This is a genomic window from Roseobacter insulae, from assembly GCF_019375555.1.
GTDB lineage: Bacteria > Pseudomonadota > Alphaproteobacteria > Rhodobacterales > Rhodobacteraceae > Roseobacter > Roseobacter insulae.
The window spans coordinates 1,111,289-1,128,005 of the sequence record NZ_JAHXDN010000001.1; the positions used below are offsets into that span (position 1 = coordinate 1,111,289).

Here is a 16,717-nt window from a genome sequence, read left to right on the forward strand (position 1 = left end):
CAAAAACTTGCACAGCGGGCAATAAAATACCATTTGAAATCAGAGACTTATAATCATGCCTATTTTTTAGGCAAATCGGTGAAATGCCCAAACTACAACGAAAATTTCCAAATGACTGGAAGTTATCGGCAGAGTTATCCACATGATCCGTGGAAAGGTTATGGCTTGCGATTGGCTGCGCTACAGTGCAGCCAATCGCCAGAATCAACAGCAAGTTTCGATGACAGATTCGCGTGACACTCATCTTGAGGATGTGCCGACCGGCCATCCGGTTATTCAGGGTTATCTAAAGACGCTGGATACCTCGCCAGGCGTGTACCGGATGCTGGATGCGGAAAGCCGGGTGTTATATGTCGGCAAAGCGCGCAATCTGCGCGCGCGGGTCGGCAATTACGCGCGCCCGTCCGGTCATTCGCCTCGCATTGCCCGGATGATTTCAAATACCGCCTCCATGATGTTCCTCACCACGCGTACCGAAACCGAGGCGTTGCTGCTTGAACAGAACCTGATCAAGCAGCTGAAGCCGAAGTTCAACGTGCTGCTGCGGGACGACAAGAGCTTTCCCAATATTCTGGTGACGGCGGATCATGATTTTCCGCAGATCAAAAAGCACCGCGGTGCTAAGAAGGAAAAGGGCAGCTACTACGGCCCCTTTGCCTCCGCGGGCGCAGTCAACCGTACCTTGAACCAGTTGCAACGCGTCTTCTTGTTGCGCGATTGTTCAAACGCCATGTTCGACAGCCGCACGCGCCCTTGTCTGCAGTATCAGATCAAGCGATGCTCCGCGCCCTGCGTCGGCAAAATCGCGGCGGACGAATACCGGCAAACCGTGCGCGATGCGGAGAAATTTCTCACCGGGAAAACGACAGATATTCAGGCGCGGCTGGCGGCCCAGATGGCGGCTGCGTCGGAGGCGATGGAATTTGAACGCGCCGCGGCCCTGCGCGACCGGATCAAGGCGCTGACGCAGGTTCAGACCGCTCAGGGTATCAACCCCAAGGGCGTGTCCGAAGCGGATATCATTGCACTGCACATGGAAGGTGGTCAGGCCTGCGTTCAGGTTTTTTTCATTCGCGCCAACCAGAACTGGGGGAACCGGGACTATTATCCGCGGGTCGGGGCGGATGTGGATGCCGCCGAGGTGCTGGAAGCTTTCGTCGGCCAGTTTTACGACACGCGCGAACCGCCGCGACAACTGATTCTGAGCAATGACATTGAAAACTCCGATCTGATGGCCGATGCGCTGACGGGTAAACTGGGGCGCAAAGTGGAGCTGGTGGTGCCACGGCGCGGGGAGAAAGCCGAACTGATCGACAGCGCACTGCGCAACGCACGCGAATCCCTGGCGCGCAAGATGGCTGAGACCGCGACACAGGCGCGGTTGATGAAAGGTGTGGCCGAGGCCTTTGATCTGCCCAAACCGCCGGAGCGGATCGAGGTCTATGACAACTCCCACATTCAGGGAGCCTTTGCCGTGGGCGCCATGATCGTGGCCGGGAGTGAGGGCTTCATGAAAAACCAGTATCGCAAGTTCAACATTCGTGGCGAAGACCTGACGCCGGGTGACGATTTCGGCATGATGAAGGAGGTGCTGACACGGCGCTTCAAGCGGCTAAAGAAGGAAGACCCGGACCGAAAAGAAGGGCACTGGCCCGATCTGCTGCTGATTGACGGTGGGTCAGGCCAGGTCAGCGCGGTGCGCCAGATCATGCGCGACTTTGGCGTGGACGACATCCCGATGGTGGGCGTCGCCAAGGGATTGGACCGCGATGCGGGCAAGGAAGAGTTTCACCGCACCGGACAGCGGCCCTTTGCACTGCGGCACAATGATCCCGTGCTGTACTTCGTGCAGCGGATGCGCGACGAGGCGCATCGCTTCGCCATCGGCACACACCGGGCAAAGCGCGCCAAGTCGGTGGGCGTGACGCCGCTGGACAACGTGCCGGGTGTGGGTGCCGCGCGCAAGCGGGCGTTGCTCGCCCATTTCGGATCGGCCAAGGCCGTCTCCAGGGCGAATTTGTCTGATCTGAAGGCCGTCGAGGGGGTCTCCGGTGCCTTGGCCGAAAAGATTTACGACTATTTCCATGAGCGCGGTTGATCCGGCGGACGCGCGTTCCGCGCGACAAGATGTTTTGCTTTTCTGGCGAAAAGCGTTGGGCGCACGGCGGAGAAGGTCGTCACCGCGTCGGTTGTCGCTTTCGCAGGCATATGGGTCACTGTAAGGTAGGGCCATGACACTCACGATGCCCAATATTCTGACGATCGTCCGGTTGATTGCGGCCCCCATGGTGGCAGTCATGTTCCTGTTTTTCACGCGGCCGTACGCGGATTGGTTTGCCCTTGTCCTGTTCATACTGGCCGCCGTGACAGATTGGTTCGACGGTTATCTGGCGCGGGCGTGGAAGCAGGAAACGAAACTGGGCGCGATGCTGGATCCGATTGCCGACAAGGCCATGGTGGTCATTGCCCTGATGGTTATCATCGGATTTTCCAGCTGGTCCCCCTGGCTGGTTTTGCCCGCCACGGTTATTCTGTTTCGGGAGGTTTTCGTCTCCGGACTGCGGGAGTTTCTGGGAGATACCGCGGGCACACTTAAAGTGACCAAGCTGGCCAAGTGGAAGACGACCTGCCAGATGGTGGCCATTGCGGTTCTTTTTTCACACGGTGTGTTCGAACACTACCTCGGGATGTCGGCCTATGGCATGGATCAGACCCTGGTAAACGCGATCTTCGCGGGCACGGAGCCGGATCTTCAGGGATTGCGGTGGAAGCACACGGCGATGGAATGGGCGGGCAGCACGGGCTTGCTCTTGTTGTGGGTCGCAGCGGCGCTTACCTTGATCACAGGCGTGGATTATTTCGTGAAGTCATTGCCACACCTGAAGGATGACGAAAAATGAACGTGCTTTATTTTGCCTGGGTGCGCGAACGTATCGGGTTGCCCCGGGAAGAGATCGACACCTCTGCCGCAACTGTGGCTGACCTGGTGGAAGAGCTTAAGGGCCGCGAGGAGCGTTATGCGGTGGCTTTCTCCGACCTCTCCGCCTTGCGGGTGGCAATCGATCAGGAGTTGAGTGATTTCGACGCCAAGCTGGAAGGGGTCCGTGAAGTCGCGTTTTTCCCTCCGATGACGGGAGGGTGATACATGCGTGTCGCCATTCAGGCAGGTCCGTTCGACCCGGGCCGTGAAAGCGCCGTATTCGCGTCGGGCCGCAAGGACGTCGGCGCCATCGTGACCTTTACCGGAGTGGTTCGGGATACCGGCGATGCATCCTTAGAAGCGATGGAAATAGAACACTACCCGGGCATGACGGAAGCCGCCGTCACGGCGATTGCGCAGGAAGCACAGGATCGCTGGTCATTGGCCGATGTGTTGGTGATCCATCGCCATGGTCGACTGGTGACGGGGGACATGATCATGATGGTCGCAACCGCCGCACGGCACCGCAAGGACGCCTTTGAGGCGGCGGAATACCTGATGGACTACCTGAAATCGCGCGCGCCTTTCTGGAAGCGCGAGGTCACCGCCGAGGGGGCGTCATGGGTCGATGCGCGCGATGAAGATGAAGACGCCCTGAGCCGCTGGTAATTACCGCCTGTCAGCGGACATCTCGCGCTGCTCTTCGCGCAGGGCTTCGGCAGACTGTTGCACGACACGGGAAATCTGCATCAGCTCATCCGAAAGCGGGCTGGTCTTACGCCACACCATGCCGATAACCCGGGATGGCTGAGGGGCATTCAAGTGATCCACCGAGACAGCCGCCGATGTCGTTTCAACCGGCACCGCCATTTCGGGAATAAGCGTGACGCCGATTCCGGTGCCGACCATCTGTACCAGCGTTGACAGGGAACTGCCATCCATCCCCTCGCGGGCCAGCGGCGAGCGCAACCCGCAAAACGACAGTGCCTGATCGCGAAAGCAATGCCCTTCTTCCAGCAGCAACAGCCGCATTTCGCGCAGCGATTCCCGGTTGGGCACGGGCTTGGCGGCGTCTTCCTGCCGACGCACCAAAACAAACTTCTCTTCGAATAAGCGTATCTCGGTCAGGGACGGCTCGGAAATCGGCAGGGCCACGATGGCGGTGTCCAGTCTTCCATCCATCAGTTCGGTAATCAGCTTGTCCGTCAGAGTTTCGCGGATGTGAACGTCAAGATCAGCGTGAGACAGGGACAGATTGCCAATGATTCTGGGCAGCAGGTAGGGCGCGATCGTCGGGATGATCCCGATACGTAACTTGCCCACCAGCCCGTCCCGCGAGGCACGTGCAAGGTCGCCCAGATCGTCGACCGCCTGCAGGATATCGCGCACACGCTCCGCAAAAACCTCCCCGAAGGCGGTGAGCCGGATCTGGCGCGCGCCGCGCTCAAAAAGGGCGGTGCCCAGAGATTCTTCAAGCTCTTTGATTTGCACGGAAATAGCTGGCTGAGAAATCGAGCACATGTCCGCGGCGCGCCCGAAGTGGCCGAGTGTTGCAACCGCTTCGAAGTAACGCAACTGCTTGAAGGTTAAGTTTATGGCGATAACCTGAGATTATTGCTGTGATAGGAAAATCCAAATTAAACATATCGTATTGATCTGGTAAACCGTCGTCAGCAACAACTTCCTCAGGAGCGAGACAATGGACGGAAACGATATCGGTAAATGCCCGGTCATGCATGGTGCCAGCATTCATGCGACCAATGAAGTCAGGGGTAACCGCGACTGGTGGCCAAACCAGCTCAACCTGAAGATCCTCAATCAGAACACGCCGCAAACTGACCCCTTTGGTCACACGGTGAACTATGCCGAAGAGTTCAAGAAGCTCGATATGCCCGCGCTGAAGAAAGACCTTACGGCGCTGATGACCGACAGCAAGGAATGGTGGCCGGCGGATTATGGTCACTACGGTCCGCTTTTCGTACGTATGGCGTGGCACTCCGCCGGGACATATCGCACCGGCGATGGCCGCGGTGGTGCATCGTCGGGATCACAACGTTTCGCGCCGCTGAACAGCTGGCCGGACAATGGCGGCCTTGACAAGGCGCGCCGTTTGCTGTGGCCGATCAAACAGAAGTACGGCAACCAGATTTCCTGGGCCGATCTGATTGTTCTGGCGGGCAATGTCGCGATGGAATCAATGGGGTTCAAGACCTTTGGTTTTGGCGGCGGACGCGAAGACGTCTGGGAGCCGGAAGAGGATATCTACTGGGGAACAGAGGATACGTGGCTGGGAAACAAGCGTTACACCGGCGACCGAGAACTCGAAAACCCGCTGGCCGCAGTGCAGATGGGCCTGATCTACGTGAACCCCGAAGGCCCGGATGGCAATCCGGACCCGGTCGCATCCGGTCGGGATATTCGCGAGACCTTCGCCCGCATGGGCATGGACGACTACGAGACAGTCGCGCTGACCGCCGGTGGCCACACCTTCGGCAAGGCGCACGGCGCGGGTGACGCGGCGCTTGTTGGTCCGGAACCGGAAGGCTCCCCGATCGAGCAAATGGGTTTGGGTTGGAAAAATGCGTTCGAAACCGGTGTGGGCGGGCATGCGACCGTCAGTGGCATCGAGGGGGCATGGACGCCAACGCCGACGACATGGGACATGTCCTACTTTGACACGCTCTTCGGCTATGAATGGGAATTGACAAAAAGCCCGGCGGGCGCCCAGCAATGGACCGCCGTGGGCGGAGAAGGCACCGTGCCTGACGCCCATGACGGCGTCAAACGCCACGCACCGATGATGACCACGGCCGATATGGCGATGCGCATGGACCCCGAGTACGAGAAGATCTCGCGCCACTTCCATGCGAACCCCGAAGAGTTCGCGGATGCCTATGCACGTGCGTGGTTCAAGCTGATTCACCGCGATATGGGGCCGAAATCACGGTATCTGGGTCACGAGGTGCCTGCCGAAGACCTGTTGTGGCAGGATCCGTTGCCCGCCGTTGATCACACGCTGGTGGACGCCAATGATGTCGCGGATCTCAAGGCAAAAGTGCTTGCATCGGGTCTGTCGGTCTCGGAACTGGTTGATACAGCATGGGCTTCCGCGTCGACATTCCGCGGCTCCGACCGGCGGGGTGGCGCCAATGGCGCGCGCATTCGACTGGCGCCGCAGAAGGACTGGGAGGTTAATCAGCCCGAGCAATTGTCTAAAGTCCTGAATGTGCTGGAAGACATTCAGGCAGAGTTCAATGGCGCACAGCCGGGAAAGGCAATCTCGCTTGCCGATCTTATCGTTCTGGCCGGTGGTGCGGGTGTTGAGCAGGCAGCCCGTGCAGCGGGTTACGATGTGGAGGTACCCTTCACACCGGGCCGGACAGATGCCACCCAGGACCAGACCGATGTGGAAAGCTTTGCGGTGCTGGAGCCGGAGGCGGATGGTTTCCGCAACTATCTGAAGGCGGACTACACCGTTTCGGCCGAGGAACTTCTGGTCGACAAGGCCCAGCTGCTGACGCTGACTGCCCCGGAGATGGCTGTTCTGGTCGGCGGTCTGCGGGTCATGGGAGCGACCGTGGGCGGGTCCACGCACGGCGTGTTTACCGATCGGGTTGGCGCATTGACCAACGACTTTTTCACCAACCTCGTGGATATGACCACATCATGGGGCCCGGTCGAGGGCGAAGATGGCGTGTTCGAGGGGCGCGCCGAGGGCGCGGTGAAATGGACGGCAACGCGGGTTGATCTGGTGTTTGGCTCGAACTCGCAATTGCGGGCTCTGGCCGAAGCCTATGCGCAGGATGATGCGCGGGATGTCTTCGTGCATCAGTTCGTCGAGGCGTGGACAAAAGTCATGAACCTTGATCGATTTGATCTGGCGTAAGCGACGCTGGGCGGGGCGGTCGTCCCGTCCATTCGGATGATATGAGAAGACGGCGGGGTGCAGCCACATCCCGCCGTCTTTTCTTTTGTGACGCTCACACGAGCGAGCGATTTTTGTTCCGATGACGTTTTGGGGTAAAGGTTTGAGCGTGCTCAGCCCACGTGTTGGCGGTCGATCCGCGCCCGCAGCTCTTCCGCTTCCTGACGCGCATCGCGCAGTCCGTCCATCGCGGCGCGCAATTCAGCCTCGGTCTGGGCCAGTTGGTTGGTCAGTTCGGCCTCGCGTTGTTGCAGGTAGGTGATGGCCTGATCGCGCGTCTCTTCCGCCTCGTGCAACTCCTGGCTCATACGGTCCAGCTGCGCGACATCATCGGCTGCGACGCGGGTAAAGCGGTTCACGATCCAATTGGCGAACCAGCCAAGACAGAATGCCACAAAGAGGATGATCGCCGTCGCGATGACAAACTCAATCCTGCTCATTGCGGTTTCCTTCTTCCTCTGCGGTCTCAGCAGAGCTGCTGTCCTGCGCACCTGTATCACCGGATTCGGCGACGCTTTCCAGTGTTGTTTCGCGTTCAGGCTCAGAGGGTTCGGGGCGGATCAGCCTGAACTCGATGCGCCGGTTCGCTTCCCGCCCGGCTTCGCTGTCGTTATCCGCGATCGGCGCGGTTTCCCCATAACCCTTGGCGTCGAATGACCCGGTGAGAACCCGGCGTGCGCGCAATTCGTTCAGAACAGATTCCGCACGGGCCTGGCTCAGGGACAGGTTCATTTCCTCGCGGCCTTGGCTGTCGGTATGGCCCTGGACTTCCAGGCGGATGTCCCCGCACGCCCTGAGAACTTCGGCAATATTGTCCATGGTGCTTAAGGCGCTGGCGTCGATTGTCGCGCTGCCCGGCTCAAAGACGATCTTGGCGGCGGATATGATGGCGGCGATATCCGCTTCGCATTCTTCCGGCGACGGTAAGGCGGCCACGGGATCGAGCTCTTCGATGTAGACGACATCAATCTCGAAATTCGCTTCTTCGCCCAGCTTGGCTGCCATCAGCTGCGCGATGGCTGCGCTGGCATTGGGATTGCCGGAGTTACCCGTCAGTGTCATCGTCTCGGGGGTCACGGTCACGGCCCCGTTGTTGAGAAACCCGAGCGCCTCGATGCCGGTCAGCACGCGGGCCGGCCAATCCTGCGGCAGGTCGGTGACGACCCGCGCCGCCATATAGACGTTATCCGAGCCGAATTTCGCCCGCGCGAAGCTATCGGCCACGTCGCGCATGTTCTCGCCCGCTATACGTCCGCGCAATTGAATTTGACCTTCAGGGCTTAGCGTCGCGACAAATTCCGGAGGACCGGCAGAGGGCTCCGGGGTTTCGGGCAATACAGGATACAGCGCAAAGACCTCCGGCAACCCGCTCTCCAACTCACCGGTCACACGGTCGAACAGGCGTTGCTCGGTGCCTTCCGCAGCAACCAGCGTGATATCTGCGTTGGAGAAAGTGACGCTGCCCGCGCCGAGTTCGGCCAGTGCCGCGATCGCCGCCTCCACCGCCTCGGTCCAGTTCTTGGAAGGGACGCCCATGCCGATGGTGCACCGGCCCGGTCCTGTCAGCCCGGCCTCGAAGGCCGCTGTCAGGATGCGCCTTTGGCTGTCCTCGGTGTCTGCGGAACAGGCATCGAACCGCGAGCCGTTTTCATCTTTGACGAAACGCAGAGTAAAGGGTGTGATGACCGGCCGGGGGGCGGTGATGTTCATGGAGAGGCGCAGGGCAGGGGGGGCTGATCGTATCAGATCTGCCTCCATTTCCGCCTTGGCTTCCGCGCTGTCGGCAATCGCGGTGATCTCAACGCGCCCCGCGTCAACGGATACTTTTGCGCGGGGCAGTTCTTTCATGGCCCTGGTGGCGAAGGCCAGCGCATCTTCCCAACCGGAAGGGGCCGGATAGTCCGCTGTTTCCAGCAGGTCCGTCACCGGCAAGGCGCTCATTTGAGCGAAACCGTCGATCAGTTCGGCCCGGTCGGTGGATACCGGGATCAGGCCGATGATCGACAATCCGGCAGTGTTGCGCAGCACCTCAACCGAAAAGCGCGGTGGCGCGATCGCGGCAACAGCTTCCACTTCCATTTCATCAATCACCCGGGCTGCATCCACGACCGAGCCCGCAACGCTCAAAGCACGAAACCGGAGCGCTTCGTTCGGTGCGGTGCCGGCCAGCGTGACGCGCAAACCGTCCGCTTCAACCTCGGCCCAGACCAGCTCGTTTGTGTCCAGCGCGTCGCGGACGCCGATCTCGGAGGAATCCTCGATCAATTGCACGGATGAATTTGCCGCGAACAAGGACACCGCCGCGGCGGCCACGAATGCGGAAATTACGAGTGAGTAATAAGTCAGGCGCATATCACCAGAGTATCAGTGCCGAGTCCCTCACCTGATACGCCCCCGGGCTGCCGGTTTCAATCATGCCAACAGCGCCGCGACAAAAAAGAGCAGCGGGATCATGCCAGTATCCCGGTTCACGCGAAACAGTTGCAAGAGTTTCGCGCTATCCTCGATGTCCAGTCCCCGCAGTTGCCAGGCCATGTGCCATCCCATCGCCCAAGGACCGGCAAGCGCAAGGACCATGGCAAGAACGCTGGCATTGGGCAGGGCGGCGTAGATGACCGCCAGCCCCATCAAGCCGACGGTCGCCATCAGGAAGCGGCGCAGCCATTTCGAGGTATTGGTTCCAAAAAGACGGGCTGTGGACTTGATGCCGATCAGCGCGTCGTCCTCGGTGTCCTGATGGGCGTAGATCGTGTCGTAAAAGAGGGTCCAGGCAATGCCAGCCGCATAGAGCAGGATCGCTGGCGCGTGCAACGTGCCACTATGTGCGGCCCATGCCAACATGGCACCCCAGTTAAAGGCCAGCCCCAGAAAGATCTGTGGCCACCACGTAAAGCGCTTGGCATAGGGGTATATTGTGACGGGCAACAGCGCGAGCACGCCCATCGCGATGGCCGCCCGGTTGAATGTCAGCAGGATGCCGAAGGCAAGAAGCGACTGTATGCACATCCAGATGATTGCGCCGCGCACGGTGACCTGACCGGAGGGAATGGGTCGTGAGCGCGTCCGGTCGACCTTGCCGTCGTAATCCCGGTCGCTGATGTCATTCCACGTGCATCCGGCACCACGCATCAACCAAGCGCCCAGACCGCACCCCACGGCGATCCAGAGGTCGTGCCAGCTTGCCTGCCCGTCGTGGATCATGGCAAGCACCAGCCCCCACCAGCAGGGCAGCAACAAAAGCCAGGTGCCGATCGGCCGATCGGCTCGGCTCAGCCGTAAGAAGGGCCGGGACCATGCGGGTGCTGTCGTATCCACCCAGTTGCCTTTTACCGCATCTGCAACCTGCCCATCTGGCGCTGCGCTCGGGTCTTGCATATGTATCTCTCCATGGACCGTATCGTAACAGCCAAGATCCGACTTTATGTAGAGCACGCATTGGGGGCGGGGCAATCGGTTCCTGTGTCGCGGGATCAGGCGCATTACCTTTTCGGCGTGATGCGCCTGGGGGTCGGCGCCCACGTTCTTCTTTTTGACGGGCAGCGCGGTGAATGGCTGGGTGAGGTCATCGAGGCTGGAAAACGCGGCGGCGTCCTGGCGGTTCTTGACCAAACCCGCCCGCTGCAGATGCCGCCGGACCTGTGGTTGCTGTTTGCGCCGATCAAAAAAGCGCGCACCGACTTTATCGTCGAAAAGGCCGTGGAAATGGGGGCGGCGCGCATCCTGCCGGTACAGACGGAATTTACCAATTCGGGGCGCATTCAGCGTGACAGGCTGCAGGCGCATGCGATCGAGGCCGCCGAGCAATGCGGCGGCACCTACGTGCCCCAGGTCGATGAGTTGATCCGGTTTGACCGGCTGATGGGCCAATGGGACCCGGCGCGCCAGATCATGTTCTGTGACGAGGCCCGGGCAGGGGACGCGACGTCCTTGCCAATAATCGATGGACCCTGGGCGATCCTGATCGGCCCCGAGGGCGGGTTTTCAGCAACGGAGCGTGACCGGCTGCATAATTACGACCATTGCCACGCAGTACCGCTCGGCCCGCGTATTCTGCGGGCGGATACGGCGGCTGTGGCGGCCATGACGCTGTGGCAACAACAGCTGGGGGACTGGCGATGATCCGACCGGAGGCCAAGGCACAATTGATCAAATGGCGCGAAGTGCTCATCGGAGGTGTCATCGCGGTCACCGGGATATGGTGGCTGGTTGGCCCTGGCCGATTACTCGTGCTGCCCGCAGTTGGGTTCATCTTGGGCGGTGCGGCCCTGATCTGGCTGGGCATCCAACGGGCCCGTTTCCGCTCCGGCGGGCAGGGGCCGGGTTCGGTGCAGGTGGACGAGGGCCAGATCACCTATTTCGGCCCCCTCACCGGTGGCGCCGTCGCCCTGAGGGAGCTGGCAAAGGTGACGTTGGACAAGTCTCTTTTTCCGGCCCATTGGCGTCTCGATCAGCCCGGTCACCCGGCTCTGCTGATCCCGGTGAATGCTGAAGGTGCCGATGCGCTCTTTGACGCCTTTGCCACGCTGTCTGATCTGCGCACGGAGAAGATGCTGAGCGCGTTGCAGGAGCCGGGCAAACAGCCGATCGTGATCTGGCAGCGCGAGGCCCGCGAAAACGCACAGCTCTCCCTGCATTGACACCCTGATCAATTCGTCCCATCCCTGATGTGCTAGACGTACCAGCAGAACCAACGGAGCCTCGTTCATGTCCATTCCTCAATCTGGCGGCGGCCCGATCACTTCTCACGACCAGCTGGCGCAATATCTCGCGGATGGATGTAAACCCAAGGCAGACTGGCGCATCGGCACCGAGCACGAGAAATTCGGCTATTGCAAAGACACTCTCAAGCCGCTCCCCTATGAGGGCGAACGGTCCATCCGGGTGATGTTGGAAGGCTTGCGCGACGATCACGGGTGGAGCCCGGTTTTTGAGGGCGACTACCTCATAGGTCTCGAAAAAGACGGTGCGAATATCAGCCTCGAACCCGGCGGTCAGCTGGAGTTATCCGGCGCACCACTGGAGACAATCCACGAGACCTGTGACGAGGTGAACACCCATCTGCGCGAAGTTCAGGATGTGGCAGACAAGATCGGCGCGGGCTTTATCGGGTTGGGCGCGGCTCCGATCTGGACCCATGACGACATGGACCTGATGCCCAAGGGCCGCTACAAGCTGATGAACGAATACATGACCAAGGTGGGGACCATGGGGCGCGTGATGATGCGCCGGACCTGCACCGTTCAGGTCAATCTCGATTTCGGCTCCGAGGCCGATATGATCCAAAAAATGCGGACGGCTTTGGCTTTGCAGCCGGTGGCCACTGCGCTCTTTGCCAATTCCCCGTTCTTTGAAGGCAAGGTGAATGGCCATAAATCATGGCGTTCGCGGGTCTGGCGTGACCTCGATGCCGCGCGCACCGGCACGCTGCCTTTCGTGTTCGAAGAGGGTTTTGGTTTTGAGCGCTGGGTTGAATATGCGCTCGATGTTCCGATGTATTTCGTCTACCGCGACGGCAAATACATTGACGCGCTTGGTATGTCGTTCCGCGATTTCCTGAAGGGAGAACTGCCTGCGCTGCCGGGAGAGTTGCCGCTTATCTCTGACTGGGCGGACCACCTGACCACGGCGTTCCCCGAGGCGCGCATGAAGCGCTTCATCGAAATGCGCGGTGCCGATGGCGGCCCGTGGCGCAGGTTGTGTGCGTTGCCGGCATTCTGGGTGGGTATGATGTATGATCAGACCGCACTGGACGCGGCGTGGGATCTGGCAAAAGGCTGGGATGCCGAAACACGTGACGCGATGCGTGTAGCGGCGTCGGTCGATGGGCTGCAGGCCGAGGTGAACGGAATCAGGATGCACGACATTGCCCGCGAGGCAGTCGCCATCAGCCACGCCGGTCTCAAGGCGCGGGCGCGCAGTGGCGCCGGGGGTATGGTTCCTGACGAGACCCATTTCCTCAACGCACTGCACGAAAGCATCCAGAGCGGCAAATCGCCCGCGGACGAATTGCTCGATCATTACCACGGCGACTGGAACGGCGATCTGAAGCGAATTTACGCCGAATACTCCTATTGATCCGAAGCCTCGGGGCTGCGGGGTGATCCCGAAACGATGCGGGGAGCTATCGCAGGATGTGCACGCAACACTTGGCATGGCGCACGACCCGTGCGGCGGTGGAGCCCAGAAAGTAGTCTTCGAAGCCGGGTTTATGCGACGCGATCACGATGCAATCCACGTCGTTCTTCTGTGCATGTTCGAGGATCGATGAATAGGCATGCCCGCCAATCACCACGGCTGAGATTCTGGTCTCGTCCGCCTTGGTCATCGCGCCGAGTTTTTCGACCGCAGTTGAGCGGTTTTTCTCCATGACATCATTCGGCAGATAGGCGGCGGCATAGGCTGGGATGTCCTCCATCACGTGCAGCAGGGTAATGTTCCCGTCGGTGTCGAGCAGCTGTTGTGCGACGGCAAGGGCTTTTGTTCCGCGGTCTTCATGATCGAAGACGATTGGAACGAGGATATTCTTGTACATCTTGTCTCTCCTTGGCTGCACGCAGACTAGCCACCATGGTTGGGCCGTACCTTGATCAAGATCATGCCGAAGCGATTTTGTCAGAAATGGCCGCGCGCCATCCGAAAACCGGTATCACCGGCAAAAGAAAAGGCCCCGGATTTCCCGGGGCCTGTCAAGATCGCTTCAATGGTGTGTTGAGGCGAAAGCTTACTGTGGAATGTCGCCCTCGAGGCCCTCAACGTAGAAGTTCATACCCGCGAGCGTGCCATCGTCAGCCACTTCGCCCTCGGCCAGCCAGTCACTGCCGTCCTGCTTTTTCAGCGGGCCGGTGAAGGGGTGGTAGGAGCCATCGGCAATTGCGGTCTTCATCGCCAGCGCCTGTTCCTTGATATCTGCGGGCACGGCGTCGGAAATCTCGCCAATGCCCACCATGCCGGCGCCGATGCCGTCCCATGTGTCTTTGCTTTCCCATGTGCCATCCATCACCGCCCGGGTGCGTGCGATGTAGTAGGGGGCCCAGTCATCGATGATCGACGACACGCGCGGCAGGGGCGCGTATTGACCCATGTCAGAGGCTTGGCCGAAGGTGATCACGTTGCCGGCCTCCTGTGCCGCCGCCTGCGGGGCGGTGGAGTCCGTGTGCTGCAACACGACGTCAGCGCCCTGCTCGATCAGAACCTTCGCAGCATCCGCTTCTTTTGCCGGATCGAACCATGTGTATGCCCAAACGATTTTGAACTGCACATCGGGGTTGACCTTCTTGGCATGGATATAGGCGGAGTTGATGCCGCGGATCACCTCGGGGATCGGGAACGAGCCGATGTATCCGATGATATTCGACTTGGTCATGCTGCCCGCGATATGTCCCTGGATCGCGCGGCCTTCATAAAAACGCGCGGAGTAGGTCGAAACGTTGTCGGCGCGTTTGTAGCCGGTTGCGTGTTCGAATTTCACATCCGGAAACTTCTTGGCGATGTTGATGGTCGGGTCCATGTAACCGAAGGAGGTGGTGAATATCAGGTCCGCGCCATCCAGCGCCATCTGGGTCATCACACGCTCGCTATCGGGGCCTTCGGCCACATTCTCCACAAAAACGGTTTCAACCGCATCGCCGAACTCTTCCTCGACCGCGAGACGGCCTTTGTTGTGTTCATATGTCCAGCCGCCGTCACCGACCGGCCCGACGTATACAAAGCCGACTTTGGTTTTCTCGTGACCGTCGGCATAAACACTGGTTGCCAGACCCAGCGCCATCGCGGCACTGGCCAGAAGGGTTTTGATTTTCATTTCAGGTCTTCCCCATGTTGAACCGCCCCTTGCCCGGGGCGTTGATTGGCCCCTAGCTCGAGGCGTGGAATGTTCGGCCCAGAGAGCCGGGCGCAGCACTTTTATCCGCAGACAGGATGACCAGTACCACGATGGTGATCAGATAAGGCGACATTGCCAGATATTCGACGGGAATGGCAACGCCTGCCCCTTGCAGATTGAGTTGCAATTGCGTGATCCCGCCAAAAAGATAGGCACCCAGCAGGACGCGCCACGGTTTCCAACTGGCGAAGACGACAAGAGCGAGAGCGATCCAGCCGACACCGGCAGTCATTCCTTCGGTCCACTGTGGCACGCGGATCAGGCTGATATAGGCGCCGCCCATGCCCGCGCAGGCACCACCGAACATGATCGCCAGTGTCCGGATGCGAACTACCTTGTACCCCAGTGCGTGTGCGGCGTCGTGGTTCTCTCCCACCGCCCGCAGGATCAGGCCGGCGCGTGTGAATTTCAGCGTGGCCCAGACAGCTGCCACCAGGATCAGGCCGACGTAGAGAATGGGATCATGGGAAAACACGATGGGTCCGATCAGCGGGATATCGGCGAGGAACCCGAAGTTTACGTCCGGCAGTCTGGGGGGTTTGATCCCGACATATCCCTGACCCAACAGGGCGGACAACCCGAGACCAAAGAGTGTCAGCGCCAGACCGGATGCCACCTGATTGGCCAGCGTAATCTGCGTCAGAAATGCGAAAAGCAGGCTCAGAAGGGCGCCGCCCGCGGCAGCCGCAAGAAACCCTACGATGGGTGAACCGGTTTCCACGGCAATGGCGAAGCCGCAGATCGCGCCGACGATCATCATGCCCTCGACGCCAAGGTTTAACACGCCCGCACGTTCGACGATCAATTCGCCGGTGGCGGCAAAAAGAATGGGGGTCGCGGCGCTCATCAGGGCGGCAAAAAGCAAGATCGGGTTGATGACTGACAGATCCATTATGCCGCCTCCGTTCTGCCAAAGTGCAGCCGGTAATTGGTGAACATATCCAGTGCGAGCAGGAAGAAGAGCAACATGCCCTGAAAAACCTGGATCGCCGCTGCGGGCAGGCCCAACTGGCTCTGTGCGATATCGCCGCCGATGTAGGTCAGGGCCATCAGCAACCCTGCAAGGACAATGCCGATGGGGTGCAGCCGGCCCAGAAAGGCCACGATGATCGCGGTAAAGCCGTACCCGACATTGAAATCGATGCTGATCTGCCCGGCCGGTCCGGAAACTTCGAACAATCCCGCCAAACCTGCGAGCAGCCCAGACGTTCCAAGGCAGAACAGGATCAGCCTGCTTGGGTTGACACCGGCGAACCTTGCGGCCCGTGGCGCTTCGCCCGTTACCCGCACGGCGAAACCCAGCCGGTGCCGCGCCAGGAGCACATAGGCGAATATCACCGCGATCAACGCGGCCACAACGCCCCAGTGCATGCCCGAACCCACGATGATCTCGGCGTTATGGGCGGAGTCGTATTGCTGCAGGTTTCGGCTGCCCGGAAAGCCGAAGCCTTCCGGGTTTTTCAATAAGCCCAATGACATGGAGGCGAGAAACTGCTCTGCCACATATACCAGCATCAGCGAGACCAGAATTTCGTTGGTGCCGAATTTCACTTTCAGGACGGCGGGGATCATTGCCCAGAGCCAACCGCCGAAACCGCCTGCCAGCACCATCAGCGGAAAGATCAGAAAGCTTTCGGCGGGATAGAATGCCAACCCAACACCGGCCCCGAAGAGCGCCCCCATGATGTACTGACCTTCGGCCCCGATGTTCCAGATGCCGGCCTTGAACCCAAGGCTCAGCCCGATAGCGATCAGGACAAGGGGAGCGCCTTTGATCAGCAATTGCGGGCGGTAGTAAAAGGAGAATTCGCCAAACAGCGGTTCCCAAAAGATTGTCAGGATCGACGCGACGGGATCCTTGCCAAGGGCCGCGAAGAGTAACCCGCCAAAAAAGAAGGTGGCAAGGACAGCGAGCAATGGCGTGAGATACGCAAAGGTCCGGCTGGGTTGGGGCCGTTTTTCAAGGCGTATCATGAAACGCCCCCGTCTG

The 16,717-nt window shown here is 59.9% G+C and carries 16 protein-coding genes; 8 read left to right on the forward strand and 8 right to left on the reverse strand.

From position 1 onward, the window contains the following. Window positions 1-220: 220 nt before the first annotated feature. The 4 genes from uvrC (at window position 221) to KX928_RS05370 (ending at window position 3,589) form a co-directional block, all read left to right on the forward strand. Window positions 221-2,098, forward strand: coding sequence for an excinuclease ABC subunit UvrC (uvrC, locus tag KX928_RS05355; protein WP_219499724.1), 1,878 nt, complete (start codon window positions 221-223; stop codon window positions 2,096-2,098). Between the two features lie 133 nt (window positions 2,099-2,231). Beyond that, window positions 2,232-2,900 (forward strand): CDP-diacylglycerol--glycerol-3-phosphate 3-phosphatidyltransferase, encoded by a 669-nt coding sequence (gene pgsA, locus KX928_RS05360; protein WP_219499726.1) that lies wholly within the window; start codon window positions 2,232-2,234, stop codon window positions 2,898-2,900. After that, the gene (moaD, locus tag KX928_RS05365) at window positions 2,897-3,142 is read left to right on the forward strand and encodes a molybdopterin converting factor subunit 1 (RefSeq protein ID WP_219499728.1); all 246 of its coding nucleotides are present in this window, start codon (window positions 2,897-2,899) and stop codon (window positions 3,140-3,142) included. Before pgsA ends, moaD begins: the two co-directional genes overlap by 4 nt. A gap of 3 nt (window positions 3,143-3,145) precedes the next feature. Then, entirely contained in the window at window positions 3,146-3,589 is a 444-nt protein-coding gene (locus KX928_RS05370) for a molybdenum cofactor biosynthesis protein MoaE (protein WP_219499730.1), read from the forward strand. Here the strand turns inward: KX928_RS05370 and KX928_RS05375 are convergent, their stop codons facing one another. Continuing rightward, complete coding sequence (locus KX928_RS05375; RefSeq protein WP_219500125.1) at window positions 3,590-4,516, reverse strand: hydrogen peroxide-inducible genes activator; 927 nt, start codon at window positions 4,514-4,516, stop codon at window positions 3,590-3,592. 103 nt (window positions 4,517-4,619) lie between these two features. Between KX928_RS05375 and katG the strand changes: the two genes are divergently transcribed. Beyond that, window positions 4,620-6,806 (forward strand): catalase/peroxidase HPI, encoded by a 2,187-nt coding sequence (gene katG, locus KX928_RS05380; protein WP_219499732.1) that lies wholly within the window; start codon window positions 4,620-4,622, stop codon window positions 6,804-6,806. Window positions 6,807-6,958: 152 nt separating this feature from the next. On the opposite strand, the gene KX928_RS05385 is transcribed toward katG, so the two are convergent. Genes KX928_RS05385 through ubiA form a run of 3 tightly spaced genes read right to left on the reverse strand, consistent with a single transcriptional unit; the run spans window position 6,959 to window position 10,220 of the window. Continuing rightward, window positions 6,959-7,285, reverse strand: coding sequence for a hypothetical protein (locus KX928_RS05385; protein ID WP_219499734.1), 327 nt, complete (start codon window positions 7,283-7,285; stop codon window positions 6,959-6,961). Further along, window positions 7,272-9,197 (reverse strand): OmpA family protein, encoded by a 1,926-nt coding sequence (locus KX928_RS05390; protein ID WP_219499736.1) that lies wholly within the window; start codon window positions 9,195-9,197, stop codon window positions 7,272-7,274. Before KX928_RS05390 ends, KX928_RS05385 begins: the two co-directional genes overlap by 14 nt. Window positions 9,198-9,257: 60 nt before the next feature. Next, window positions 9,258-10,220, reverse strand: a complete 963-nt coding sequence (ubiA, locus tag KX928_RS05395; RefSeq protein ID WP_219499738.1) for a 4-hydroxybenzoate octaprenyltransferase — start codon at window positions 10,218-10,220, stop codon at window positions 9,258-9,260. 12 nt (window positions 10,221-10,232) lie between these two features. On the opposite strand from ubiA, the gene KX928_RS05400 reads away from it, so the two are divergent. The 3 genes from KX928_RS05400 (at window position 10,233) to KX928_RS05410 (ending at window position 12,920) form a co-directional block, all read left to right on the forward strand. After that, window positions 10,233-10,964, forward strand: a complete 732-nt coding sequence (locus KX928_RS05400) for a 16S rRNA (uracil(1498)-N(3))-methyltransferase (protein WP_219499741.1) — start codon at window positions 10,233-10,235, stop codon at window positions 10,962-10,964. Next, complete coding sequence (locus tag KX928_RS05405; RefSeq protein ID WP_219499743.1) at window positions 10,961-11,482, forward strand: hypothetical protein; 522 nt, start codon at window positions 10,961-10,963, stop codon at window positions 11,480-11,482. Before KX928_RS05400 ends, KX928_RS05405 begins: the two co-directional genes overlap by 4 nt. Window positions 11,483-11,549: 67 nt before the next feature. Next, window positions 11,550-12,920, forward strand: coding sequence for a glutamate--cysteine ligase (locus tag KX928_RS05410; protein ID WP_219499745.1), 1,371 nt, complete (start codon window positions 11,550-11,552; stop codon window positions 12,918-12,920). Window positions 12,921-12,966: 46 nt separating this feature from the next. Here KX928_RS05410 and KX928_RS05415 read toward each other — a convergent pair whose 3' ends face one another. The 4 genes from KX928_RS05415 to KX928_RS05430 all read right to left on the reverse strand — a co-directional run bounded on the left by KX928_RS05415 (window position 12,967) and on the right by KX928_RS05430 (window position 16,701). Further along, the gene (locus KX928_RS05415; protein WP_219499747.1) at window positions 12,967-13,377 is read right to left on the reverse strand and encodes a universal stress protein; all 411 of its coding nucleotides are present in this window, start codon (window positions 13,375-13,377) and stop codon (window positions 12,967-12,969) included. Between the two features lie 189 nt (window positions 13,378-13,566). Then, window positions 13,567-14,646 carry a BMP family ABC transporter substrate-binding protein gene (locus tag KX928_RS05420; RefSeq protein WP_219499749.1) on the reverse strand — a complete coding sequence of 360 codons (1,080 nt, stop codon included), beginning with the start codon at window positions 14,644-14,646 and terminating at the stop codon, window positions 13,567-13,569. 52 nt (window positions 14,647-14,698) lie between these two features. Beyond that, entirely contained in the window at window positions 14,699-15,619 is a 921-nt protein-coding gene (locus KX928_RS05425; protein WP_219499751.1) for an ABC transporter permease, read from the reverse strand. Beyond that, window positions 15,619-16,701 (reverse strand): ABC transporter permease, encoded by a 1,083-nt coding sequence (locus KX928_RS05430; protein WP_219499753.1) that lies wholly within the window; start codon window positions 16,699-16,701, stop codon window positions 15,619-15,621. Before KX928_RS05430 ends, KX928_RS05425 begins: the two co-directional genes overlap by 1 nt. Between the last annotated feature and the right edge of the window lie 16 nt (window positions 16,702-16,717).